Genomic DNA, 23,921 nt, shown 5'->3' with positions numbered 1-23,921 from the left:
CCGCCTTGCTTCTGCCACCCACGCACACACCAAATCCATGGCCACCAAGCCCAGCACCAAACACGTCGAAACCCTCACCCACGACGAGGCCCGGCGCAAGAACATCCCCTCGGTCGAGCAGCAATCCATTGCCACGCAAGAGCACATCGCCCCTCGGCAGGTGCGCTATGCGCGCAACACCGACTTGGACCCGCAACTCGTCTGGCGCGGCAAGGACGAGCAGGACTGGAGCGACCTGGTCGTCAACGCGCCGCCGCTCTACATCCAGGAAAAGGTCCACCCCAAGGTGCTCATCGACGACCTGCTGCGCAGCAGCAAGGCGCGCGAGCACGAGGCCGGGCAGGCCACCCCCGACCTGTTTGCCGACTTCAACGGCATTCCCAAGGGCGTGGACAAGACCGAGTTCTACCAGCACGACCAGAACTGGACCAACCGCATGATCCTGGGCGACAGCCTGCAGGTCATGGCCAGCCTGGCCGAGCGCGAGGCCCTGCGCGGCAAGGTTCAGTGCATTTATTTCGACCCGCCCTACGGCATCAAATTCAACAGCAACTTCCAGTGGTCAACGACCAGCCGCGACGTGAAGGACGGCAACGCCCAGCACATCACGCGCGAGCCCGAGCAGGTCAAGGCCTTTCGCGATACCTGGCGCGACGGCATCCATTCCTACCTGACCTATCTGCGCGACCGGCTGACGGTGGCGCGCGATCTGCTGGCCGAGTCGGGGTCGATCTTTGTGCAGATCGGGGATGAGAACGTGCACCGGGTGCGGGCGGTGATGGATGAGGTGTTTGGGGATGAAAATTTCGTTGCACAGATTTCGACAAAAACATCTGGCGGTTCGACTGGCATTTACCTGTCAGGCGTGATGGATCACATCCTGTGGTTCGCCAAAAACACGGAGCAGACGAAGTATCGTGAGCTTTTCGGAACGAAAGAACTCGGAGAAGATGGCGCAGAAAAATACAACCGCGTCAGATTGCCGAGCCTTGAGGCCCGCAGTCTGACTGCCGCTGAAAAACAATTGGAACAAGCCATTCCAACTGGCTCACGAGTTTATCGACAGGACAACATCACCAGTCAGAGCGTTGGCCGCGACAAGGGCGAAGGCGCGGCGTCCTGGTTTCCAGTGAACATTGATGGCAAGGAAATCAAGCCGTCCTTGAAGGTTCGATGGAAAACGAACGAGAACGGAATGAAGCGCCTCTTGGCAGCGTCTCGCGTTGAACTCACGAGCAATAGCCTCGCGTATGTTCGATTTCTCGATGACTTCAGCGCGACGACGATCAACAACCTTTGGACTGACATTGGTGGTATCCAGAGCCGCGCAGACCCGAAGGTCTATGTTGTTCAGACACCAACAACGGCAATCCAGCGTTGCATCCTCATGGCCACCGACCCCGGCGACCTCGTGCTCGATCCCACCTGCGGCTCCGGCACCACCGCCACCGTCGCCGAGCAATGGGGCCGCCGCTGGATCACCATCGACACCTCGCGCGTGGCACTCGCCTTGGCCCGCGCCCGCATCATGGGCGCACGCTACCCGTTCTACCTGCTGGCCGATTCGCGTGAAGGCCAGATCAAGGAGGCCGAAGTCACCCGCACGGCGCCCAGCAGCCAGCCGGTGCAGGGCAACATCCGCCACGGCTTTGTCTATGAGCGCGTGCCGCACATCACGCTCAAGTCCATCGCCAACAACGCCGAGATCGACGTCATTTGGTCGCAATGGCAAGCCACGCTGGAGCCGCTGCGCGAGCAGCTGAACGCGGCGCTGGGCACCCACTGGCAGGAGTGGGAGATTCCCCGTGAGCTGCCCGCACCGCCCGCTGCATCCACCAGCACGGCCAAGGGTATCAAAAATGATAGCTGCTCGCGCTTGCCAGATAAGCTCCAGGAGGCAAAAACACTCTTGAACGCCTGGTGGCAGGCCCGCATTGCCCGCCAGAAGGAGATTGACGCCTCCATTGCCGCCAAGGCCGAGTTTGAGTATCTGTACGACAAGCCGTACGAGAACAAGAAGGCCGTGCGCGTGGCCGGGCCCTTCACGGTCGAATCGCTCAGCCCGCACCGCATGCTGGGCGTGGACGAGAACGATGAGCTGATCAACGTGGCCCAGGAGCCGGGGGCAGACTACAACGCCCGCCAGACCTTCCCGCAGATGATTCTGGACAACCTCAAGACCGCGGGCGTGCAGCAGGCGCACAAGGCCGACCGCATCAACTTCACATCGCTCACGCCCTGGCCGGGCGAGGGCGCGGTGTGTGCCGAAGGCCGCTACCTGGAAGGTGACGTTGAAAAGCGCGCCGGCATCTTCATCGGCCCCGAATTCGGCACCGTGCAGCGCAGCGACTTGGTCGAAGCCGCCCGCGAGTGCGGCGACGCCGGCTTTGACGTGCTGATTGCCTGCGCCTTCAACTACGAGGCGCACGCCACCGAATTCAGCAAGCTGGGCCGCATCCCCGTGCTCAAGGCCCGCATGAACGCCGACCTGCACATGGCCGAGGATTTGAAGAACACCGGCAAGGGCAACCTGTTCGTGATCTTCGGCGAGCCCGACATCAGCCTGCTGCCCCAGGAGGGCGGCCAGCTGCGCATCAAGGTCAACGGCGTGGATGTGTTCAAGCCCCAGACCGGCGAAATCATCAGCGACGGCGCCGACGGCATCGCCTGCTGGTTCATCGACACCGACTACAACCAGGAGAGCTTCTTCGTGCGCCACGCCTACTTTCTGGGCGCCAACGACCCCTACAGCGCGCTGAAAACCACGCTCAAGGCCGAGATCGACAAGGAAGCCTGGGACACGCTCAACAGCGACACCTCACGCCCGTTCGATCGCCCCAAGTCCGGGCGCATCGCGGTGAAGGTCATCAACCACCTGGGGGATGAGGTGATGAAGGTGTTCAAGGTGTAAGGGGGCTGGCATGGAGGCTGGAGACAAGGTCAGGCTGAAAGCCAACCCAGGGCGCATCGGCATTCTGGGCCGCGAGACCGATGGCCCACCCGGACGCCAGCGCGTGCTGGTGAACTTTCTGGACGGCACGGAAGAATTCTTTTTGCCCGGTGCGCTGGAAAAAGTAGAGAAAAAAGCGCCTGGGCCTTACGAGCTGATCAAGCAGGGGCGCTATGGCCGCACCAACGACCTGCGCGGTGCCATCACCTATTACAGGCTCAGCGGCAAGTTGGCCAACCTCATCTACAGCATGAACTCCACCAACACGGAGTTCCTGGCTTACCAGTTCAAGCCGGTGCTGCAGTTTTTGGACTCACCCACCAATGGCATCCTGATTGCAGACGAGGTCGGCTTGGGCAAGACCATTGAGGCGGGCCTGATCTGGACCGAGCTGCAGGCGCGCGAGGATGCGCGCCGCCTGCTGGTGGTCTGCCCCGCCATGCTGTGCGACAAATGGAAGCGCGAGCTGGCCCACCGCTTTGGGGTCAAGGCCAGCATCGTGGACGCACACGAGTTAATCCAGCAGCTCGAAGAGATCAAGCGACAGCCGCATCAGGAATTCGCCCTTATTGCCAGTCTGCAGGGTATTCGGCCGTCGCGCGGCTGGAACGACGAGGACGAGCCATCCGACACGGCAGCAGCACGCCTGGCGCGTCTGCTCAACGAGTCCGAGCTGGAGGAGCCCTTGCTCGACATGGTGATCATCGACGAGGCCCACTACCTGCGCAACCAGGATACCCAGACCTATCGATTGGGCAAGCTGCTGCGCCCGGTGGCGCAGCACATGGTGATGCTGTCGGCCACGCCGATCCAGTTGCGCAACCGCGACCTGTTCAACCTGGTGCATTTGCTGGACGAGGATGCTTTCCCCTACGAACGGTCTTTTGAATGGACTTTGCGCGCCAATGCGCCCATCGTTGATTTGCGCGACCGCGTGCTGAGCTCCACCATCACCCAGCAGGACTTTGTCTCTGCAGTGGCCACTGCGCAGGAGTTGACCTGGTTTGAAGACAGCGAGCAGTTGGCCTACCTGCGCCAAAACCCGCCCAGCGATGCAGAGCTTGCCAGTCCGCGCGGCCGGGCAGAAGTTGCCGATCAGCTGGACCGCGTCAACCCGCTGAGCAAGGTTGTCACGCGCACCCTCAAGCGAGACGTGCAGATCAACCGTGTGGAACGCCTGCCGGTGGTGCTCAAGGCACGCATGTCTCCCATTGAGGAAAACTTCTACAACCAGGTCACAGCTGCCGTGCAGGACCTGTGCGAGGAACTCAACATCTCCGAGGGGTTTTTACTCACCATCCCTCAGCGCCAGATGGCGAGCTCCATGGCCGCTGCTTGCGAGGGCTGGAAGGCGCGGGTCGAAACGGCCGAGGGGCGACAGGCGTTTGGCGAGGCTGCGGCAGAGCTGGATGCCGACATCGACGACCATGTGCACACATCAAGCGGAACTCTGATCAACGAACTCAGGGCCATTGCGCACGAGGTGGGTGATGCGACCGCCCTGGCCGCCAGTGACAGCAAGTTTGAACTGTTGCGCAGTCACTTGGCTGACTATTGGCGCCAGCACCCGGGAAAAAAAGTGGTGTTGTTCTCCTTCTACCGCGCCACGTTGTATTACCTGCAACGAAGGCTGGCGAGCGACGGGATCCAGGCGGTGGTGCTGCACGGCGGAATGGACAAGCAGCAGGCCCTGGAGCACTTTGAGCGCGCTGACGGGCCGCACATCCTGTTGTCCTCCGAGGTGGCGTCTGAAGGGGTGGACCTGCAATTTTCCAGCTTGCTCATCAATTACGACCTGCCGTGGAATCCGGCCAGGATTGAGCAGCGCATTGGGCGGATCGACCGCATCGGCCAGCAGGAAGAGCAGATCCTCATTTGGAACCTGGTGTATGAAGACTCCATTGACGACCGGGTGTATGAGCGATTGCTGGATCGACTGGGTGCCTTTCGGCAAGCGCTGGGCAGCATGGAGGCAGTGCTGGGCGAAGAAATGCGCAAGCTGGCGTACGAGCTCCTCTCGCATAGGCTGACGCCGGAGCAGATGAACCGGCGCATCGACTCGACTGCGGTGGCCATCGAGAACACGCAGCGCCACCAGATCCAACTCGAATCCGAGGCGGCCAACCTGATTGCGCACGGCGAATACATACAGAACAAGGTGCGCGCAGCCGACGAAGTGGGGCGCTACATCCGAGGAGAGGATTTGCTGGCCTACGTGCGCGATTTTTTCCTGCGCGCTTACCCAGGCACCAGACTGATCGCGCAGAACGAAGACAGTCTGCTGTGCCGTTTAGAGCTGTCCACCGATGCGCGCGTCAGGTTTGCAGATTTCATCCAGGCCCAGCGCCTGCAGGGGCGTACGACGCTACAGGCAAGCAGCCCGCTGCTGTTGCGCTTTGACAACCGCAAGGGCAAAGCCCCGTCCGGTGTGGAGATCGTGGGCCAGGACCACCCTCTGGTGCGTTTCGTTGGAGAGCAGCTGCGCCAGGCAGGTGGTGAGCTGAATTACCACCCTGTGGCTGCGTTGGAGTTGCAGCAAACCCATTTGCCCAAGTTTCAACGCGGTGCTTATGTGTATGTGGTGATGCGCTGGTCGGTTTCGGGTTCGCGTGAGATTGAGCGCCTTGAATACATGGCCAGGTCACTGGATCGGGACCGACTTCTAGATGGCGATCAGGCTGAGCAGCTGGTCAATATGGCCGCTCTCAAGGGCAGCGATTGGTTGGGTGCAGCCGATCAGGTTGACTCGGACCGTGCCGCTGCCTTGCAAGATGAGTGCCGCACCGAGTTGGATGAACGCTTTCACCATTTTGTTGAGGCCCAGCAACGTGAGGATGCAGACCGTGTGCGCCTGATGGTCAGCTTGCTGGAACAGCACCTTGCAAAGAAACGAGAGCAGTCACAAGAGCTGATTCGCAGGCACGAGGCGTCCAGCAACCCCCGGCGGCGGAGCTTGATACCTGCGGTGAGGGGACGTCTTCAGAAAGAGGAAAACCGGGTCAATGAAAAGATCGCAGAACTGCGGCTCAAGACTGATTCGGCACCCCACCCAAGCGTGGTCTCTTCGGGAGTGATTCGCATCAGTTGACATTTGTTGTCAGGAGGGGAAAGCATGGCGAGATCAATTCGGGAAGCTTTCGAGCTGGCCGGTGGAGCGGCAAAGGCAGCAGTGACGTCCGGCAGACCGGTTGCCAATCAGCCTTTTCCAGAAGTCAAGTCACCAAACCAACCGGCCGCAGCAGACCCGCCGCCGCGAAACGTACCGCCGGCCGCCGGAGCAAGGTCGTCAAAGCGGCGGCTCGGCTCGCAGGCACGGCGCGCACCGCCTCCTGAGCAAGACGGGCTGGGCACACATTTGCGCAGTGATTCGTCAACGCGACGGGCGCAGGTTCGCAGCGCGGTTTCGCATCCTCCCCAAGCACGACCGCATCCTCCGAAAAAGGTAGTGCCAGCACCTGCGATGGCTCCAATGATCCCAGCGGCCGTCAAGCCGCTGACTGTGTCGCCTTCAGCCAGGCTGCTGCTCACGGCTGGCGAGGACAAAACCATTGCCGTTGCGCCTCAGATAGAACGGGCAGGCCGCAGGACACAAGCCTTGGTTGGCGAGGCACAGGCCCAGCACGAGATTGCACTTGGGTTGGATTTCGGCACATCGTCGGTCAAGGTGGTCATTGGCGATAGCGCTCTAGGCAAGTCATTTGCAGTACCGTTTGCGAAGCATGAAGGCATCGACAAGTACCTTCTGCCTTCGCGCCTGTTCCAGACTGGCTCGCAGTTCTCGCTTGCAGAGGGCGCCCAATGCCACCGAGACCTGAAACTTTCTTTTCTGGCGGCGCCGCAGGACCAGAGCAACCAGGTGCGCATCGTCGCGTTCTTGGCGCTGGTGATTCAGCGTGCACGGGCCTGGTTGCTGACGCGTCACGCGCAGACGTACCGCCGCACACAGCTCTTCTGGAAGCTGTCCATAGGGCTTCCCGCTGCACATTTTCAGGACTCGACGTTGTTCAGTCCTTTCGCCCAGCTTTGCGCAGTGGCCTGGGCGGTGGCCGGTAACACGGGGCCGGTGGATGAGTCCACCATTGTGGCGCTGCTGCGGCAGCCGCCCACCGCCACTGGCTCGGATCAGGACGCCGTGGTGACGGTTGTGCCTGAGATTGCGGCGCAGATATACGGCTTCGTGGTCTCAACCAGTTTCGACAGGAGGGCGAAAAACATCTATCTCATGGCCGATGTGGGCGCTGGCACTGTGGATGCGTCGCTTTTTCGTGTGTTTCCGGCGCATGGTGGCAAGTGGGATTTCGAGTTCTTCACATCGGTTGTCGCGCCTTACGGAGTGAGTAACCTGCATCGGCACCGCGTTGACTGGTGGACAGAATCTCTACAGGAGTCCTCAGCGCCGGCGGAACTTGCTCAGCAACTTCTTCAGTTCAAATTCCAGACCGACCAGCAGCGCAATATTCCGGCTTCATTCGCCAATTACTTCGCTGGAATCAAAGTGAACAAACGCACCGGGATGTCGGACCCAGATCGTCACTTCTACGAAAAGACGCTGGCTCAGATACAAGGTCGAGCCCTCTTGCGAACGTGGAAGGACAACCTCCTGTCTCAGGAGGCGATCGCTGGAGTGCCTTTTTTCCTTGGCGGCGGCGGCGCGCGCATGACGTTCTACGCAAATTTGACTGCCTCGATGAATCAGCGCCCCACCGGTTACTCGTGGCTTTACGCTACGCCACGCGCCTTGACGCTGCCCGACGATCTGGTGCTCGATGACATTGCCAAGGCAGACTACGACCGACTTTCCGTAGCCTATGGCCTCAGCCGATTGGAGCTGGGTCGTGTACTGAAGGCCTTGCCCAAGCCCAAGCTGGTTTTTCCGGACACGGCAACGTGGACCGATCACTACATCAGCAAGGATCAGTGTTGAGCGCGTCAACTATGCAATTCCGCATCGCCGACACCTTCACCGACAGCCTCGCCCGGCTGACCGGCGACGAGCAAAAGGCCGTCAAGACCACCGCCTTCGATCTGCAACTGAACCCGGCGCATCCCGGCATGAGCCTGCACCGGATCGAGCAGTCCAAGGACAAGAACTTCTGGTCGGTACGTGCCGGCAGCGACATCCGGCTCATCGTTCACCGGACGGAAAACAGCCTGCTGCTTTGCTATGTCGATCACCATGACAAGGCCTACGACTGGGCCGCAAGGCGCAAGCTGCAGACGCATCCCGCGACGGGCGCGGCGCAGTTGGTGGAGGTGCGCGAAACCGTGCAGCAGGTAGTGGTGCCGGTCTATGTGCAGACCGACTTGCCTTTGGCACACGGGCCGGGCGCGCCAGCCAAGCTTCTGTTTGCAAACAGGCCGGACGATGAGCTGTTGGGCTATGGCGTGCCCGCCGAGTGGCTGGCCGACGTCAAGGCCGCCACCGAAGACAGCCTGCTGGCTCTGGCCGATCACCTGCCCGCCGAGGCGGCGGAGGCCTTGCTGGAGCTGGCCACGGGTGGCAAGCCCCGCGTGCCTGTTCCTGCCGCGGCCACGGCCAACCCGTTCGATCATCCGGACGCGCAACGGCGTTTCCGCGTGATGGCCAACGTGGCCGAGCTGGAGGCGGCGCTGAACTTTCCCTGGGACAAGTGGACCGTCTTTCTGCACCCCGAGCAGCGCCAATGGGTGGAGCGCGACTACACCGGCCCGGCCCGCGTGTCTGGTTCTGCCGGCACCGGCAAGACCGTGGTGGCATTGCACCGCGCTGCCCATCTGGCACGCACCCATCCCGACGCCCGCGTGCTGCTCACCACGTTTTCGGACACGCTGGCCAGTGCCTTGCATACCCAGCTGAAAAAGCTGGTCAGCAGCGAGCCCAAGCTGGCCGAGCGTATCGACGTGCATTCACTCAACGCCATCGGCCTGCGTCTCTACAAGGCGCAGCATGGGGCGGCAACGCTGGCCAGCCGCGTTGCGGTGCGGCAGATGCTGGAGCATGCGTCCAAAGCCGTAGGCGGTCACAAATTCAGCCTGCACTTTCTGCTGACGGAGTGGGAGCAGATCGTCGATGCCTGGCAACTTGCGCGCTGGGAGGACTACCGCGACGTCACCCGCCTGGGGCGCAAGACACGGCTGCCGGAACCGCAGCGGGCGGTGCTGTGGGCCATTTTTGAGCAGGTGCGCACGGCATTGACGGGCCAAAAGCTGATCACGCACGCGGCCATGTTCACCATGCTGGCAGACAGCAAGCACGCGCCGTTCGACTTTGCCGTGGTGGACGAGGCTCAGGACCTCAGCGTGGCGCATTTGCGTTTTCTGGCGGCGTTGGGAGCCCATCGTCCGGATGCATTGTTTTTTGCGGGGGATCTGGGGCAACGCATCTTCCAGCAGCCGTTTTCCTGGAAGTCGGTGGGCGTGGACATTCGCGGCCGCTCGCGCACGCTGCGCATCAACTACCGAACCTCCCATCAGATTCGCCAGCAGGCCGACCGTTTGCTTGGCGACCAGAGCCTTGACGTGGATGGCAACGCCGAAATCCGCAGTGACACCGTGTCGGTCTTCAATGGCCCGCCGCCTGTGATTCGGGTGACCAAGTCCGAGAGCGAGGAAATCAAGGCCGTCGGCGCCTGGCTGGCCGAGCAGGAAGAGGTCGGCGTCTTGCCGCAAGAGTTTGGCGTGTTCGTGCGCTCACCAGCGCAACTGGAACGGGCGCGCGCCGCAGTCGCCGCGTCGGGCATGCCTTTCAAGGTGCTCGATGAACATGCCGAAACCGCCGTCGGCCATGTCTCCATCGCCACCATGCACCTGGCCAAGGGGCTGGAGTTTCGTGCCGTGGCGGTGATGGCCTGTGACGATGAGGTCATGCCCTTGCAGGAGCGCATTGAAACGGTGGGCGACGATGCCGACCTGCACGAGGTGTATGAAACCGAGCGGCACTTGCTGTACGTGGCCTGCACGCGGGCGCGCGATCAGTTGCTGGTGACCGGGGTGGAACCGGCTTCTGAGTTTTTGGATGATTTCAGGCAGGGAATTCACGCATAGCCACATGAACTCTGATGCACTTTTTTGTTCGCTGTCGCAGTCGCGCTTTTCCGAACGGGTTCAGTCCATTCCCCGGCTTCTGACTGATGCGCTTCCGGTGGCTTGTGATCGGGTGTACGAGGATTTCAAGGCGTTCTAGGGCAACAAAAAACCCCATCGCTGGGGCATGTTGAAGTTCACTTCGTGCCGAAGATGCGGTCGCCTGCATCGCCCAGGCCCGGCAGGATGTAGCCGTGGTCGTTGAGCTGGCGGTCGATGGCAGCGGTGTAGATCGGCACGTCCGGGTGCGCCGCCTGCAGCGTGGCAATGCCCTCGGGCGCGGCCAGCAGGCACAGGAACTTGACCGAGCGCGGCGAGCAGGCCTTGATGCGCTCGATGGCCGCCACGGCCGAGTGGCCGGTGGCCAGCATCGGGTCGACCACCACGACGTCGCGCTCGGCCATGTCGGCGGGCATCTTGAAGTAGTACTCCACCGCCTGCAGCGTCTTGGGGTCGCGGTACAGGCCCACGGTGCCCACGCGGGCGTTGGGCACCACGCGCAGCAGGCCGTCGAGCATGCCGTTGCCGGCGCGCAGGATGCTGGCGAACACCAGCTTCTTGCCGTCGATCATGGGGCTTTGCATGGTCTCCAGCGGCGTCTCGATCTGCACCAGGTGGGTGGGCATGTCACGCGTCACCTCGTAGGCCATCAGCATCGCCAGCTCGCCCAGCAGGGTGCGAAAGCTGGTGCTGCTGGCCTCCTTGTTGCGCATCAGGGTCAGCTTGTGCTGCACCAGCGGGTGGGTGATGTGGTGGACCTGGGAGCGGGCGGTGGGCGACATGGCGGCGATTTTAGACAGCGCACCGGCGCGCCGGGCTCTGCGGCATTGAGCCGCCGTGCCGACTCGCTTTGCGCAGCCCATGGGCAAAATTTCTTTCGCCTGAAGCCGTCAAGGCGTAACCTGCGCCGTGTCCGGACCGAACTTCTCACTGCCACCCGATGTCCGCCGCCGATACCGAAGCCGAGTTGCGCCGCCTGCTGCTGGCCGGCCTGGCCGGCGACGATGTCGCCTATCGGCGTTTTTTGCAGTTGCTGGCCGGGCACCTGCGCGGTTTTTTGCGGCGGCGCCTGTTTGGCTGGCCCGATGACGTGGAGGATCTGGTGCAGGAATGTCTTTTGGCCATGCACACCAAGCGCCACACCTACCAGGCCGACCAGCCGCTCACGCCCTGGGTGCACGCCATCGCGCGCTACAAGCTGATCGACCTACTGCGCGTTCGCGGCGTGCGCGAGGCCCTGCACGACCCGCTGGACGAGGCGGTGCCGCTGTTGGGCGCGGCCGAAACCGACGCGCTGGACGCCCGCCACGACGTGCTGGAGATGCTGCAAAGCCTGCCTGCCAAGCAGCGCCGCTCGATCGAGTGCGTGAAGATCGCGGGCCTGTCGGTGGCCGAGACGGCGCGTCTGACGGGCCAGTCCGAGTCGGCCGTCAAGGTGGGCGTCCACCGCGGCCTGAAGGCGCTGGCCGCGCGCTTTGGCGTCACACGCCAACCCGAGGGCCAGAGATGAGAACCGACGAATTGATCACCTTGCTGGCCACGCGCGCCGCCGCTGAACGGCAGGCCCCCGCCGCCGCGGCTTTGCTGCGTGCCGTGGTCGTGGGGCTGCTGGGCGCGCTGCTCATCATGCTGGCGGGCTACGGGGTGAACCCCGCCTTGCCGCAGTTGCCGGGTCGGCCCATGTTCTGGATCAAGCTCGGAGCGCCGGCGCTGGTGGCGGCGAGCGGCGCTCTCGCGGTGGCGCGCCTGGCGCGCCCCGGCGTGCCGGCGGGCCGCGTGGGCTGGGGCATCGCGCTGGCACTGGCGCTGCTGTGGGGCGTGGCGTTGGCGCAGTGGCTGGGCGCGCCCGCAGCCGGGCGCTCGGCGCTGCTGTGGGGTCAGACCTGGCGCAGCTGCCCTTTCAGCATCGGCCTGATCGCGCTGCCGGTGCTGCTGGCCGCGCTGCGGGCTTTGCGCGAGCTGGCGCCCACGCGCTTGCGCCTGGCCGGCGCCGCAGCCGGTGCGCTGGCCGGCGGCGCGGGCGCCGCGGTCTATGCCTTGCACTGCCCCGAGTTCGGCGCACCGTTTTTGGCCGTGTGGTACGTGCTGGGCATGGCGCTGCCGGTGGCGGTGGGCGCCTGGCTGGGGCCGCGCGTACTGCGCTGGTAAGGGGGTGCGCTGCCGGAATACTATATTTTCAATAGCTGCCTGCGCTTGCGATTTGGGCGATGCCGGCCGGTTTGATCTGAATGTTCAGCGCTTTCGGCCACCCAGCAGGCTGCCCAGCGCCCCGCGCAGCAGCTCGCGGCCCATGCGGCGCATTTCGCCCTTGACCACCGTCTGCACCATGCCGTCGTACTGGCCGCCGCGCGGGCCGGTGCGGCCGACGAGCGCCTCCTTGCCCCAGTTGAGCACGTCGCCCAGCAGGCCGCCGCCCTCCGCCGGCGTGGCCGCGCCCGGTGCGCCGGCCTGGGCAGGTCCGCCCGTGGCACCGGCGGCGCCGCGCTGGGCCAGCTTCTCGTAGGCCGATTCGCGGTCCACCATCTGCTCGTAGGTGCCGGCCACCAGCGAGTTCTTGATCAGATCGGCGCGCTGCGCATCGGTGATGGGGCCGATCTGGCTGCCGGGGGGCAGCACGAACACGCGCTCGGTCACGCTGGGGCGGCCCTTGGCGTCCAGAAAGCTCACCAGCGCTTCGCCGGTGCCCAGCTCGGTGATGGCCGTTTCGATGTTCAGCTGGGGGTTGGCGCGCATGGTCTCGGCCGTGGCCTTCACCGCCTTCTGGTCGCGCGGGGTGAAGGCCCGCAGCGCGTGCTGCACGCGGTTGCCCAACTGGGCCAGCACGGTGTCGGGCACGTCGATCGGGTTTTGCGTGACGAAGTAAACCCCCACGCCTTTGGATCGCACCAGGCGCACCACCAGCTCGATGCGCTCCAGCAGCACCTTGGGCGCGTCGGCAAACAGCAGGTGCGCTTCGTCGAAGAAGAACGCGAACTTGGGCTTTTCGGGGTCGCCCACCTCGGGCAGGCGCTCGTACAGGTCGGACAGCATCCAAAGCAAAAAACTCGCATACAGGCGCGGCGCCGTCATCAGCTTGTCGGCGGCCAGGATGTTGATGACGCCCTTGCCACCCACCGACTGCATCATGTCATCCAGGTTGAGCATGGGCTCGCCGAAGAACTTGTCCGCGCCCTGGCTCTCCAGCTGCATCAGCCCGCGCTGAATGGCGCCCACGCTGGCGGCGCTGATGTTGCCGTACTGCGTGGTGAACTGCTTGGCGTTGTCGCCCACGTGCTGCAGCATGGCGCGCAGGTCCTTCAAGTCCAGCAGCAGCAGGCCGTTGTCGTCGGCGATCTTGAAGACGAGGTTCAGCACGCCGGTCTGCGTGTCGTTCAGGTCGAGCATGCGGCCCAGCAGCAGCGGGCCCATGTCGCTGATGGTGGCGCGCACCGGGTGGCCTTGCTGGCCGAACACGTCCCACAGCGTGACGGGGCAGGCCACGGGCGTGGGCAAGGGCAGGCCGCGCTCCTTCAGGATGTCGGCCAGCTTGCCCTGGATGCTGCCGGCTTGGCTGATGCCCGTGAGGTCGCCCTTGACGTCGGCCATGAACACCGGCACGCCGATGCTGGAAAACGACTCGGCCAGCTTTTGCAGCGTCACCGTCTTGCCGGTGCCGGTGGCGCCGGTGATCAGCCCGTGGCGATTGGCCAAGCCGGGCAAGATGAAGCATTGCGTGTCGCCGTGCTGGGCGACCAGGATCGGGTCCGCCATGGGGATGCTCCCTCCAAAAGTAAAATCGCCTGATTATCAAACGACTTTCAGAGAAAGCAGCAGCGTCATGGCCGGCCACAGCAAATGGGCAAACATTCAACACCGCAAGGGGCGCCAGGACGAAAAGCGCCAGCGCATCTGGACGCGCGTGGTGCGCGAGATCATGGTGGCAGCGCGCACCGGCGGGGGCGACCCCACCGCCAACCCGCGCCTGCGCCTGGCCATTGACAAGGCCAAGGCCGCCAACGTGCCGGCCGACACCATCAAGCGCAACATCGACAAGGCCACCGGCAACCTCGAGGGCGTGAACTACGAAGAGATTCGCTACGAGGGCTACGGCATCGGCGGCGCGGCCATCATCGTCGACACCATGACCGACAACCGCGTGCGCACCGTGGCCGACGTGCGCCACGCCTTCAGCAAATACGGCGGCAACATGGGCACCGAGGGCTCGGTGGCCTTCCAGTTCAAGAACGTGGGGCAGATCGTGTTTGCCCCCGGCGCCAGCGAAGACAAGGTGATGGAGGTGGCGCTGGAGGCCGGTGCCGACGATGTCATCACCGATGCCGACGGCGCCATCGAGGTGCTGACCGATCCCGGCGCCTTCGAGGCCGTGCGCGATGCGCTGGCCGCCGCGGGCCTCACGCCCGAGCTGGCCGAGGTGACGATGCGCGCCGAAAACACCATCGAGCTGGCGGGCGAAGACGCGCAAAAAATGCAGAAGCTGCTGGACGTGCTGGAAGACCTGGACGACGTGCAGAACGTCTATCACAACGCCAACGTCGATCTGGGCTGATCCGCCATGAAAGTTCTGGTCATCGGCGGCGGCGGGCGCGAGCACGCGCTGGCCTGGAAGCTCAGCGCATCGCCCAAGGTGCAGCAGGTGTTCGTGGCGCCGGGCAACGGCGGCACGGCGCTGGACCACGCCTTGAAGAACGTGCCCCTGACCGACATCGTGGCGCTGCGCGAGTGGGCCCTGGCCGAGAAAATCGCGCTGACGGTGGTGGGCCCCGAGCAACCGCTGGCCGCCGGCGTGGTGGATGAATTTCGCAAGCACGGCCTGCGCATCTTCGGGCCGACGCGGGCCGCCGCGCAGCTGGAGAGCTCCAAGGCCTTCAGCAAGGCCTTCATGCAGCGCCACGGCATTCCCACGGCGGCATACGAGGCTTTCACCGACGCAGCCGCGGCGCGCGCCTACGTGGACAAGCTGGGCGCACCCATCGTCGTCAAGGCCGACGGCCTGGCCGCCGGCAAGGGCGTGGTGGTGGCGCAAACCGTGGCCGAGGCGCATGCCGCCATCGACGACATGCTGGGCGGCAACCAGTTGGGCGTGGCGCACAACGAAGGTGGCGCGCGCGTCGTCATCGAGGAGTTCCTGCATGGCGAGGAAGCCAGCTTCATCGTCATGTGCGACGGCAAGAACGTGCTGCCGCTGGCCACCAGCCAGGATCACAAGCGCCTGCTGGACGGCGACGCCGGCCCCAACACCGGCGGCATGGGCGCGTATTCGCCCGCGCCGGTGGTCACGCCCGACATCCACGCGCGCGTGATGCGCGAGATCATCATGCCCACCGTGCGCGGCATGGAGCAGGACGGCGTGCCTTTCACCGGCTTTCTGTACGCGGGCTTGATGATCGACGCCCAGGGCCACCCGAAGACGCTGGAGTTCAACACCCGCATGGGCGATCCGGAAACGCAGCCGATCCTGATGCGCCTGAAGTCCGACCTGTTCGATGTGCTGATGGCCGCCACCGCCGGCAAGCTGGATGCCGTGCAGCTGCAGTGGGACCGGCGCGTGGCGCTGGGCGTGGTGATGGCCGCGCAGGGCTACCCGGCCGCACCGCGCAAGGGCGATGTCATCACCGGCCTGCCGGCGGCGCAGGACGACGCCGTGGTGTTTCATGCCGGCACGGTGGTCGATGGCGGCCAGGCCAGGACCGCCGGCGGGCGCGTGCTGTGCGTCACCGCGCTGGCCGACTCGGTCAAGCAGGCGCAGGTGCGGGCGTACGACGTGGCGCGTGGCATTCACTTCGACGGCGCTCAGTACCGGCGCGACATCGGCCACAGGGCGGTGGTGTGAGCGCTAGGGGTCCTGCTCCCTCGTCCCTTGGGGGTTGGGGTGAGGGGCCGCGGCGATTGAGCCGCTTCCCGGCGTGTCCTCTATGCCCGGCGTGGCTCCCTCGCCCCTTTGGGGAGAGGGTGGGGGTGAGGGGCTTTCTGGCGCTGGAAGCGTTGACGTTGTTTGCTTCGTCGCTGGCTCTGCATGCGCTCGCTGGCCGGGATATGCGCCCGGCGGCGCACCTACTTTTCTTTGCTTCGCCAAAGAAAAGTAGGCAAAAGAAAGGCGACCCCACTGGCCGTGTCCCTTCGCTTCGCTGCGGGCAACCTGCGATGCTCGGTCATGGGGCGGTGCTGCGGAACTCGCTGCGTTCACTTCGTTCACTGCGCTCAAACAACCGCAGCAAGTCAGTCCACGATGCATGGGCATACTACGTTGCCCATGCCCGCCCCACGCCCTGCGCTTCTCGGCACGGCCAGAGGGGAGTTGAACTCCAACACGGGCCATCGCTGCGCTCGGCCCCGACAACAACCGACACCAAGGCCGAGCGCAGCGATGGCCCGTGTGGGTTCTCCACCCCCTTGAGGCTGCGCCTGCGGCGCGGCGCTTGCGGGGTGGCGCGTGCAGCGCAGCATGCACGCGCTTCGTGGTCTGACTCGCCGCGGTTGTTTGAGCGCAGTGAACGAAGTGAACGCAGCGAGTTCTGCGGCGCACCCCGCAAGCGTTGCGACGCAGGTTTGCCCTGGAGCGAAGCGCAGGGGTCGCAGACGTGGGGGCGCTTTCTTTTGCCTCCTTTTCTTGTGCGTACAAGAAAAGGAGGTGCGCCGCCGGGCGCACATCCCGGCCAGTGGGAGCATGCAGGGCCGGCCACCCATCGAACCACAGCCACAAAATCCAACGCCCAGCCCCTCACCCCCACCCTCTCCCCAGAGGGGCGAGGGAGCAAGTCCATACCCCTGAAATGACCGACTTCAACACCCAAGTCCGCAACTACCTCGTCGATTTGCAGGCTCGCATCATCCAGGCCGTCGAAGACGTGGACGGCCAGGCCACGGCCGTGCGCGACGAATGGCGCAAGGCACCGGGCGAGGCGCTGCAGGGCGAAGGCGTCACGCGCATCATGGAGGGCGGCGCCGTGTTCGAGCGCGCGGGCTGCGGCTTCTCGGACGTGCGCGGGCCCAGGCTGCCGCCGTCGGCCACGCAGCACCGGCCCGAGCTGGAAGGCAGCCCCTTCGAGGCCATGGGCGTGTCGCTGGTGTTCCATCCGCGGAGCCCCTACGTGCCCACGGTGCACATGAACGTGCGCATGATCTCGGCCGGCCAACCGGGGCAGGAGCCCGTGCGCTGGTTTGGCGGCGGCATGGACCTGACGCCCTACTACGGCTTCGACGAGGACTGCCAGCACTTTCACCGCGTGTGCCGCGATGCGCTGGCGTCGCTGGGCGGGGACTTGTATGCGCGCTTCAAGCCCTGGTGCGACGAGTACTTCTTCAACAAGCACCGCGGCGAGGCGCGCGGCATCGGCGGCATCTTCTATGACGACTTTGCCGAGGGCGGCGCCGAGCACGGCTTTGCGCTGATGCGCGCGGTGGGCGATGCGTTCTTGCAGGCCTATCTGCCCATCGTCGACAAGCGCCGCGCCATGCCCTGGGGCGAGCGCGAGCGCCAGCACCAGTTGTACCGGCGCGGGCGATATGTCGAGTTCAACCTGGTGTGGGACCGCGGCACGCACTTCGGCCTGCAGTCGGGTGGGCGCACCGAATCCATCCTGCTGTCGATGCCGCCGCTGGCGAGCTGGGCCTATCAACGCACGCCCGAACCCGGTACGCCCGAGGCGCGCCTGGTCGAGCACTTCCTGGTGCCGCGCGCGTGGGTCTGACAGCGCCACCGCAACGCATCGGTGTCTACGGCGGCGCCTTCGATCCGCCGCACGCGGCGCATCTGGCCGTGGCGCGCGCGGCCATCGAGCAACTGGCGCTGGACGAATTGCTGGTGATACCCACCGGCGACGCCTGGCACAAGTCGCGCCCGCTGTCGCCCGCCCGCGACCGGCTGGCGCTGTGCCGGCTGGCCTTTGCCGACTGGCCCCGGGTGCGGGTCGACGACCGCGAGCTGCAGCGCGACGGCCCGACCTACACCATCGACACGCTGACCGAGCTGCATGCACAACATCCGCGGGCCGAGCTGTTTCTCGTCATCGGCAGCGACCAGGCGCAGGCGTTCTCGCGTTGGCGCCAGGCGCAAGACATTGTCTCGATTGCTACTGTTGTGATAGCTGCCCGCGCCGATGCAGAGGGCGCCAGCGCCATATCTGATTCAAAACATGCGCTGCCCGGCCTGCGGCTTGGCGATGCACGAGCCGTGCGCCTGCTGCGGCTGAAGGCGCTGGCGCACAGCTCCACCGACATCCGCGCCCGCGTGGCCGCCGGACGCGCCATCGCGCGTCTGGTGCCCGCCGCAGTCGCGCGGTATATTGCCGATCACCATCTCTACCAAAGCCAATCAATGAGCGAAACCGCCGCCAAGAAAGACGTTCAGAAACTCCAGCGCGCCATCGTCGATGGACTGGAGGACATCAAGGGCCAGGACATCCGCGTGTTCAACACCGAGCACCTCTCGCCGCTGTTCGAGCGCGTGATCGTCGCCAGCGGCACCTCCAACCGGCAGACCAAGGCGCTGGCCACCAGCGTGCGCGACAAGGTGCGCGACGCCGGTTTTGCCAAACCCCGGATCGAGGGCGAGGACAACGGCGAGTGGATCATCATCGACTGCGGGGCGGCCGTGGCGCACGTGATGCAGCCCATGATTCGCCAGTACTACAACCTGGAAGAAATCTGGGGCGAAAAACCAGTGCGCCTGCGCTCGGCGGGGCCCGCCGTGGCCAAGCCCGCGGCCAAGAAGGCGCCGACCAAGCCCGCTGCCAGCGCCAAGCCTGCGCCCGCCAGAAAGACTTCCGCCAAGGCCGGCGATGCCGCTGCAGGCGCCGCGCGCAAACCCGTCGCCAAGAAGGCTGCGGCGAGGCCCGTGGGCAGCGCGCCGGCACGCGGGGCCGGCCCCCGCAAGCCGGCAGCCAAGGTGGCTGTGGCCAAGAAGGTGCTGGTGGTGGGCAAGCCCGCGGCCAAGACGGCCGGCAAGACCGCCGCCCGAACGCCGGCCAAGGCCGCGCCTGCCCGCAAGGCCGCGCCCGTGCGCAAGACGCCGACGCGCCCGGCGCGATGAAGCTGTGCGTGGTTGCCGTCGGTCAGCGCGTGCCGGCGTGGGCCGAAGCGGCCTGGGACGACTACGCCAAGCGCTTTCCGCCCGAGCTGAAGGTCGAGCTCAAGGCCATCAAGACCGAGCCGCGCGCCGGCGGCAAGACCGCGGCGCAGGCCATGGCCGCCGAGCGCCAGCGCATCGAGGCGGCCTTGCCCAAGTCGGCCCACGTGGTGGTGCTGGACGAGCGTGGCACGGCCCTGGGCACCACCGCGCTGGCCGAGCGCCTGACGCACTGGCAATCGCTGGGGCAGGATGTGGCGCTGCTGATCGGCGGCCCCGATGGCCTGGACCCTGCCTTGCGCCAGTCGGCGCACGAGCGCATTCGCCTGTCCGACCTGACTTTGCCGCATGCCATGGTGCGCGTGCTGCTGGTCGAGCAGCTGTATCGCGCCTGGTCTCTCAACGCGGGTCATCCGTACCACCGGGCGTGAGGGTCGCCGCGGGCACGGGGTCGTGCGGGTTCGTGCGCCAGGGGGCGAGATAGACTCAAGTTCCTGTCGGCGGATCGCCGCCGGTGCCTGTCCTGTCGCAACCCCATCCCACAACACGCCATGGCCGACACTTCTCAAACATCCTCGCAAGCGATCAACGATCCGGGCCCGGCCGATGCGCTCGAACCCCAGCCGGTGGTCGAGCCGGTGGGCATGGCGGCGCATTTCGTGGTGCTCGGCATCGCGCCCGGGGCCGCAGCCGAGGCGGCGGTGCGCGCCTTCTTCGGCAACGCGGCCGGCCTGGTGCGCAGTGTGGCGCGGCGGCAGCCTGAAGAGCGCCTGAGCATGGTGGTGGGCGTCGGCGCCAACGCCTGGGACCGGCTGTTCGGCCAGCCCCGGCCCGCCGGCTTGCACCCCTTCCGCGAATTGCGCGGCGCCCGACACCACGCGCCTTCGACCCCCGGCGACATCCTGCTGCACATCCGCGCCATGACCGAGCGCATGTGCTTCGAGCTGAGCATGCAGGCCATGCGCGCGCTCGGCGGCGCGGTGTTGCCGCTGGACGAGGTGCACGGCTTTCGCTCCTTCGACGCGCGCGCCATGATCGGCTTCGTCGACGGCGTGGAAAACCCGGACGGTCGCGCGGCCTGGGCCGCCACCCTGGTCGGCGACGAAGACCCCGATTTTGCCGGCGGCAGCTACGTCATCGTGCAGAAGTACCTGCACGACATGGCGGCCTGGAACGCGCTGCCAACCGAGGAGCAGGAGCGCGTGATCGGCCGCAGCAAGGCCGACAACATCGAGCTGGCCGACGACGTCAAGCCCGCCAACTCGCACGTGGCGCTGAACGTGGTGGAAGACGAAGAGGGCAACGAGCTGGACATCGTGCGCGCCAACCTGCCGTTTGCCGTGCCCTCGCGTGGCGAGTTCGGCACCTACTTCATCGGCTATGCGCGTGACCCGGCGGTGACCGAGCTGATGCTGACCAACATGTTCATCGGCCGCCCGCCCGGCAACCACGACCGGCTGCTGGACTTCAGCACTGCGGTGACCGGTTCGCTGTTTTTCGTGCCCGCGCAGCCCCTGCTGGAAGCCCTGGCCGAACGCCATCCACCGACGCCAAGCCAAGCCGCAGCAGACACGGATGGCGCCGCCGCGCCGTCTGGCGGGCGCCTGGCCATCGGCTCGCTGCGGGGCCAGCCCCAGGCGCTGGCCCCGCGCGCGCCGGCCGACGGCTCCGGCGACCCCATGTCCTGAGCCGCGCCCGATTTCCCCTCAGTCTTTCATCAGGAGCCTTCCATGAACAACCTGCACCGTGAACTTGCCCCCGTTTCCGACGCCGCCTGGGCGCAGATCGAGCAGGAGGTGGCACGCACCTTCCGCCGCAACCTGGCCGGCCGCCGCGTGGTCGACGTCAAGGTGGCCGAGTCGGGCCGCGAATGCTCGGCCATCGGCACCGGCCACCTGAAGGCGCTGAAGGCGCCGCAGGAGGGCGTGATCGCGCGCCAGCGCATCGTCATGCCGCTGGTGGAGCTGCGCGTGCCCTTCGAGCTGTCGCGCGAGGCCGTCGACGACGTCGAGCGCGGCGCCGACGACTCCGACTGGCAGCCCGCCAAGGACGCGGCCGAGCAACTGGCCTACGCCGAGGACCGCGCCATCTTCCTGGGCTATGCGGCCGCCGGCATCCGGGGCGTGCGCGAAGGCACCTCCAACCCGGTGCTGACCCTACCGGCCAAGGCCATGGAGTACCCCGACGCGGTTGCCGCCGCGCTCAAGCAGCTCAAGCTGGCGGGGGTGGACGGGCCCTATGCGGCGGTGCTGGGCGCCGAGGCCTACACCGCGCTGCAGGAGGCCAACGACAAGGGCTATCCGGTGCTCAACCACATTCAGCGCCTGGTCGGCAGCGAAAACATCATCTGGGCGCCGGCCATCGAGGGCGCTTACGTGCTGTCCACGCGCGGCGGCGACTTCGAGCTGAACCTGGGCGCCGACCTGTCGATCGGCTATCTGAGCCACACCGACTCGAAGGTGCGGCTGTACCTGGAAGAAACGCTCACCTTCCGCCTGCTCACCGCCGAGGCGGTGGTGGCGGTGCTGCCCAAGGGCTGAAGCCGCCCGCGGGCACCGGCGCGGCCACCGCCGCCCATGCCCGCTGCGACCGGACATGACCGATTTCATCTACTTGGCCTCCCAGAGCCCGCGCCGGCGCCAGCTGCTCGATCAACTGGGCGTGCGCCACGTGCTGCTGCTGCCCCATGCCGCGGGCGAGGAGGCCGAGGACGCGGAGGGCCTGGAGGCCGCGTTGCCCGGCGAGTTGCCCGACGCCTATGTGCAGCGCGTGACGGCGCTCAAGCTCGACGCCGCCGTCGCCCGCCACGCGCGCCGCGGCCTGCCGCCGGCGCCCATCCTGTGCGCGGACACCACGGTGGCGCTGGGCGAGCGCATCTACGGCAAGCCGGCGGACGCGCGCGACGCGGCGCGCATGCTGGCCGAGCTGTCGGGCCGCGCGCACCAGGTGCTGACCGCCGTGGCGCTGCAGGCGGGCGCGCGGCGCCTGGCGGCGCTGTCGGTCTCGCGCGTGCGCTTTGCCGCCATGACGGACGCGCAGATCGCCGCCTACGTGGCCAGCGGCGAGCCCATGGGCAAGGCGGGCGCCTACGGCATCCAGGGGTCGGTGGCGCAGTACGTGGAACACCTCGAGGGCAGCTACACCGGCATCATGGGCTTGCCGCTGTTCGAGACCGCGCGGCTGCTGCGCGATGCCGGGGTGCTGCGCGATTGAGGCCCGCGGTGGAGCGCCCTGGCTTCAGTGCGAGGTGCCCTCGCTGCGCGTGATCTTGTTCCACACGTTGTACTTGCCCACTGGCTTGCTCATGGGCAGGCGCTTGACTTCCTTGAACGTCGCCGCGTCGTAGACGACGATGGCGCCGTCCATCTCCCACACACTCGCCAGGGCGTAGCGGCCGTCGCGGGTGAATTCGATGTGCGCCAGCGTCTTGCCGGGCTCGCGCACCTCGGCCACGGAGGCCAAAGTGCGCTTGTCGATGATGGTCAGGCGATCCTTGGCGTCCTTGCTCATCATCGAATCGGTCCAGGCGTAGGGCGTGTTTTCGTGGCTGCGCATGAAAAAGCCCGCGCCGGGCGTGGGGATGGTGCGCACGGTCTTCCAGCTCTGCATGTCGATCACGTCCACCCCGGTGCCGCCCAGGTTGGGGCTGGCCAGCACCGTGCTGCCGTTCCAGGCGAAGGTGATGCCCGAGCCCAGGTGCGGCATGCCGGCAATCGGCAGGTCGGCGATCTTGCGGCGCACATCCAGGTTCACCACCTGGGCGCTGGCCTGCTGCGATGGGCCGCCCTTGGCGCGGGTGGCGCCCAGCACATGGCGGTAGCTCTGGTCGAAGAAGAAGTCGTCCAGCGGCTCATCGAGCGGCGTGCGGCGCACGCCCAGGTAGCCGGGCTTGGCCAAGCCTTCCTTCATCCGGTAGTCGTGCACCAGGCCGTCGTAGATCGGTGCGGCCTTTGGGTCGTAGGAGATTTCCCAGATCTCGGGGATGTCCTTGAGTGCGACGACAAAGCTGCTGCGCGGCGTGGCGTCGTACACCGCCGATACGCGAGAACTGGCCTTGCCGTCCAGCGTTTGGGCCTCGTAGGTCTTGACCAGATTCAGGTCCGCGTCAAACAGAGCCAGGCTGTGCGGCAGGTAGTTGGCGGCCATGACCCAGCGGCCGTCGCCACTGACCGCCACGTTGCGCATGTTCAGGCCGGCGCGCACCTCGGCCACCACGGCCAGGCGCCACAGGTCGTACTTGGTGATCCAGCCGTCGCGCGATCCAAAGAACACGTAGCGCCCGTCGGGCGTGAACTTGGGCCCGCCGTGCAACGCGTAGCGGCTGGCAAAGCGGGTGATGACGGTGAAGCGGTCGCCGTCGAGCAGCGAGATGTGGTGATCGCCCCCTTCGACGACCACGAACAGGTTCATCGGGTCGGCATCCCACTTGGGCTTGACGGGCTCATCCTGGGGCAGCGGCGTGGCGATGCGCGAAGCCCGGATGTCGGCCTCGTCCCAGCGCGGCGCGGGCAGCACCGGGGTGCGGATCCAGTCGGCCAGCGCCTTGATTTCATCCTTGGACAGTTGCTCGGCAAAGCCGGCCATTTGCGTGGCCTGGCGCCCCTCGGTGATGACGCGCAGCACCTCGGCGGGCCGTGTGCGCTCCAGGCTCTCGGGCAGCAGGGCCGGGCCCATCAGGCCGGTGCGCTGCGCGCCGTGGCAACTGGCGCAGTGTTGCTGGTAGAGGGCGGCGGGATTGGGCTGGGCCCCGGCCGGAGTCCAGAGGGCCAGTGCGAGGAGGGCGGCGGGGAGGACGCGGGGGAGGATTCGCAGGGACAAGAGTATCTCCAAAATTGATAGCATTTC

Annotated in this window: 17 protein-coding genes and 1 pseudogene; 15 read left to right on the top strand and 3 right to left on the bottom strand. The window is 65.9% G+C overall.

Annotation, left to right across the window (positions count from 1 at the left end; all coding sequences use genetic code 11):
• Positions 1-37: 37 nt before the first annotated feature.
• The 4 genes from U1F38_RS08575 to U1F38_RS08560 all read left to right on the top strand — a co-directional run bounded on the left by U1F38_RS08575 (position 38) and on the right by U1F38_RS08560 (position 9,973).
• Positions 38-2,911: a site-specific DNA-methyltransferase gene (locus U1F38_RS08575; RefSeq protein ID WP_409986632.1), complete on the top strand. Its 2,874-nt coding sequence runs from the start codon at positions 38-40 to the stop codon at positions 2,909-2,911.
• A 10-nt stretch (positions 2,912-2,921) separates the two neighbouring features.
• Complete coding sequence (locus U1F38_RS08570; RefSeq protein WP_409986631.1) at positions 2,922-6,038, top strand: SNF2-related protein; 3,117 nt, start codon at positions 2,922-2,924, stop codon at positions 6,036-6,038.
• Positions 6,039-6,419: 381 nt separating this feature from the next.
• Positions 6,420-7,874: a hypothetical protein gene (locus U1F38_RS08565; protein WP_409986630.1), complete on the top strand. Its 1,455-nt coding sequence runs from the start codon at positions 6,420-6,422 to the stop codon at positions 7,872-7,874.
• An 11-nt stretch (positions 7,875-7,885) separates the two neighbouring features.
• On the top strand, positions 7,886-9,973 hold the full coding sequence (locus U1F38_RS08560; RefSeq protein ID WP_409986629.1) for a 3'-5' exonuclease: 2,088 nt from the start codon (positions 7,886-7,888) through the stop codon (positions 9,971-9,973).
• A gap of 176 nt (positions 9,974-10,149) precedes the next feature.
• Here the strand turns inward: U1F38_RS08560 and upp are convergent, their stop codons facing one another.
• Positions 10,150-10,794, bottom strand: coding sequence for a uracil phosphoribosyltransferase (gene upp, locus U1F38_RS08555; protein WP_409986628.1), 645 nt, complete (start codon positions 10,792-10,794; stop codon positions 10,150-10,152).
• A 158-nt stretch (positions 10,795-10,952) separates the two neighbouring features.
• Between upp and U1F38_RS08550 the strand changes: the two genes are divergently transcribed.
• Together U1F38_RS08550 and U1F38_RS08545 are read left to right on the top strand one after the other, a co-directional pair.
• Positions 10,953-11,522, top strand: coding sequence for a sigma-70 family RNA polymerase sigma factor (locus U1F38_RS08550; RefSeq protein WP_409986627.1), 570 nt, complete (start codon positions 10,953-10,955; stop codon positions 11,520-11,522).
• Positions 11,519-12,160: an NrsF family protein gene (locus U1F38_RS08545; protein ID WP_409986626.1), complete on the top strand. Its 642-nt coding sequence runs from the start codon at positions 11,519-11,521 to the stop codon at positions 12,158-12,160. The genes U1F38_RS08550 and U1F38_RS08545 overlap by 4 nt, the downstream gene beginning before the upstream one ends.
• A gap of 84 nt (positions 12,161-12,244) precedes the next feature.
• Here U1F38_RS08545 and U1F38_RS08540 read toward each other — a convergent pair whose 3' ends face one another.
• Entirely contained in the window at positions 12,245-13,762 is a 1,518-nt protein-coding gene (locus U1F38_RS08540) for a helicase HerA-like domain-containing protein (RefSeq protein ID WP_409986625.1), read from the bottom strand.
• Positions 13,763-13,829: 67 nt separating this feature from the next.
• Between U1F38_RS08540 and U1F38_RS08535 the strand changes: the two genes are divergently transcribed.
• The 9 genes and pseudogenes from U1F38_RS08535 to U1F38_RS08495 all read left to right on the top strand — a co-directional run bounded on the left by U1F38_RS08535 (position 13,830) and on the right by U1F38_RS08495 (position 22,289).
• Positions 13,830-14,558, top strand: coding sequence for a YebC/PmpR family DNA-binding transcriptional regulator (locus tag U1F38_RS08535; RefSeq protein WP_409986624.1), 729 nt, complete (start codon positions 13,830-13,832; stop codon positions 14,556-14,558).
• 6 nt (positions 14,559-14,564) lie between these two features.
• On the top strand, positions 14,565-15,842 hold the full coding sequence (gene purD / locus U1F38_RS08530; RefSeq protein ID WP_409986623.1) for a phosphoribosylamine--glycine ligase: 1,278 nt from the start codon (positions 14,565-14,567) through the stop codon (positions 15,840-15,842).
• Positions 15,843-16,782: 940 nt separating this feature from the next.
• Positions 16,783-17,700 carry an oxygen-dependent coproporphyrinogen oxidase gene (gene hemF / locus U1F38_RS08525; protein WP_409986622.1) on the top strand — a complete coding sequence of 306 codons (918 nt, stop codon included), beginning with the start codon at positions 16,783-16,785 and terminating at the stop codon, positions 17,698-17,700.
• Positions 17,691-18,308 (top strand): annotated as a pseudogene (gene nadD / locus U1F38_RS08520) (nicotinate (nicotinamide) nucleotide adenylyltransferase); the annotation flags it as partial. The gene hemF and the pseudogene nadD, both read left to right, overlap by 10 nt.
• Positions 18,309-18,326: 18 nt before the next feature.
• Positions 18,327-19,040: a ribosome silencing factor gene (rsfS, locus tag U1F38_RS08515; protein ID WP_409986771.1), complete on the top strand. Its 714-nt coding sequence runs from the start codon at positions 18,327-18,329 to the stop codon at positions 19,038-19,040.
• On the top strand, positions 19,037-19,507 hold the full coding sequence (rlmH, locus tag U1F38_RS08510) for a 23S rRNA (pseudouridine(1915)-N(3))-methyltransferase RlmH (protein ID WP_409986621.1): 471 nt from the start codon (positions 19,037-19,039) through the stop codon (positions 19,505-19,507). The genes rsfS and rlmH overlap by 4 nt, the downstream gene beginning before the upstream one ends.
• A 120-nt stretch (positions 19,508-19,627) precedes the next feature.
• Positions 19,628-20,764 (top strand): Dyp-type peroxidase, encoded by a 1,137-nt coding sequence (locus U1F38_RS08505; protein WP_409986620.1) that lies wholly within the window; start codon positions 19,628-19,630, stop codon positions 20,762-20,764.
• Positions 20,765-20,806: 42 nt separating this feature from the next.
• On the top strand, positions 20,807-21,616 hold the full coding sequence (locus U1F38_RS08500; RefSeq protein ID WP_409986619.1) for a family 1 encapsulin nanocompartment shell protein: 810 nt from the start codon (positions 20,807-20,809) through the stop codon (positions 21,614-21,616).
• Between the two features lie 55 nt (positions 21,617-21,671).
• The gene (locus U1F38_RS08495) at positions 21,672-22,289 is read left to right on the top strand and encodes a Maf family protein (RefSeq protein WP_409986618.1); all 618 of its coding nucleotides are present in this window, start codon (positions 21,672-21,674) and stop codon (positions 22,287-22,289) included.
• A 24-nt stretch (positions 22,290-22,313) separates the two neighbouring features.
• Here the strand turns inward: U1F38_RS08495 and U1F38_RS08490 are convergent, their stop codons facing one another.
• On the bottom strand, positions 22,314-23,918 hold the full coding sequence (locus U1F38_RS08490; RefSeq protein ID WP_409986617.1) for a cytochrome D1 domain-containing protein: 1,605 nt from the start codon (positions 23,916-23,918) through the stop codon (positions 22,314-22,316).
• Between the last annotated feature and the right edge of the window lie 3 nt (positions 23,919-23,921).

The sequence above is a fragment of the Ottowia sp. genome, assembly GCF_046348305.1.
In the GTDB taxonomy this organism is placed as follows: Bacteria; Pseudomonadota; Gammaproteobacteria; order Burkholderiales; family Burkholderiaceae_C; genus Ottowia.
Note: the sequence above shows the minus strand (reverse complement) of the source record. Positions and strands in the feature narration are given on the sequence as shown.

Excerpts from the sequence above, each read along its gene's own strand:
- U1F38_RS08570 (WP_409986631.1), top strand. The coding sequence starts at position 2,922 with ATGGAGGCTGGAGACAAGGTCAGGCTGAAAGCCAACCCAGGGCGCATC.
- purD (WP_409986623.1), top strand. The coding sequence starts at position 14,565 with ATGAAAGTTCTGGTCATCGGCGGCGGCGGGCGCGAGCACGCGCTGGCC.
- U1F38_RS08550 (WP_409986627.1), top strand. The coding sequence starts at position 10,953 with ATGTCCGCCGCCGATACCGAAGCCGAGTTGCGCCGCCTGCTGCTGGCC.
- U1F38_RS08505 (WP_409986620.1), top strand. The coding sequence starts at position 19,628 with ATGGCCGACACTTCTCAAACATCCTCGCAAGCGATCAACGATCCGGGC.
- U1F38_RS08490 (WP_409986617.1), bottom strand. The coding sequence starts at position 23,918 with ATGCTATCAATTTTGGAGATACTCTTGTCCCTGCGAATCCTCCCCCGC.
- U1F38_RS08575 (WP_409986632.1), top strand. The coding sequence starts at position 38 with ATGGCCACCAAGCCCAGCACCAAACACGTCGAAACCCTCACCCACGAC.
- U1F38_RS08565 (WP_409986630.1), top strand. The coding sequence starts at position 6,420 with ATGATCCCAGCGGCCGTCAAGCCGCTGACTGTGTCGCCTTCAGCCAGG.
- rlmH (WP_409986621.1), top strand. The coding sequence starts at position 19,037 with ATGAAGCTGTGCGTGGTTGCCGTCGGTCAGCGCGTGCCGGCGTGGGCC.
- U1F38_RS08535 (WP_409986624.1), top strand. The coding sequence starts at position 13,830 with ATGGCCGGCCACAGCAAATGGGCAAACATTCAACACCGCAAGGGGCGC.
- upp (WP_409986628.1), bottom strand. The coding sequence starts at position 10,794 with ATGTCGCCCACCGCCCGCTCCCAGGTCCACCACATCACCCACCCGCTG.
- U1F38_RS08500 (WP_409986619.1), top strand. The coding sequence starts at position 20,807 with ATGAACAACCTGCACCGTGAACTTGCCCCCGTTTCCGACGCCGCCTGG.
- U1F38_RS08495 (WP_409986618.1), top strand. The coding sequence starts at position 21,672 with ATGACCGATTTCATCTACTTGGCCTCCCAGAGCCCGCGCCGGCGCCAG.
- hemF (WP_409986622.1), top strand. The coding sequence starts at position 16,783 with ATGACCGACTTCAACACCCAAGTCCGCAACTACCTCGTCGATTTGCAG.
- rsfS (WP_409986771.1), top strand. The coding sequence starts at position 18,327 with ATGAGCGAAACCGCCGCCAAGAAAGACGTTCAGAAACTCCAGCGCGCC.
- U1F38_RS08540 (WP_409986625.1), bottom strand. The coding sequence starts at position 13,762 with ATGGCGGACCCGATCCTGGTCGCCCAGCACGGCGACACGCAATGCTTC.
- U1F38_RS08545 (WP_409986626.1), top strand. The coding sequence starts at position 11,519 with ATGAGAACCGACGAATTGATCACCTTGCTGGCCACGCGCGCCGCCGCT.
- U1F38_RS08560 (WP_409986629.1), top strand. The coding sequence starts at position 7,886 with ATGCAATTCCGCATCGCCGACACCTTCACCGACAGCCTCGCCCGGCTG.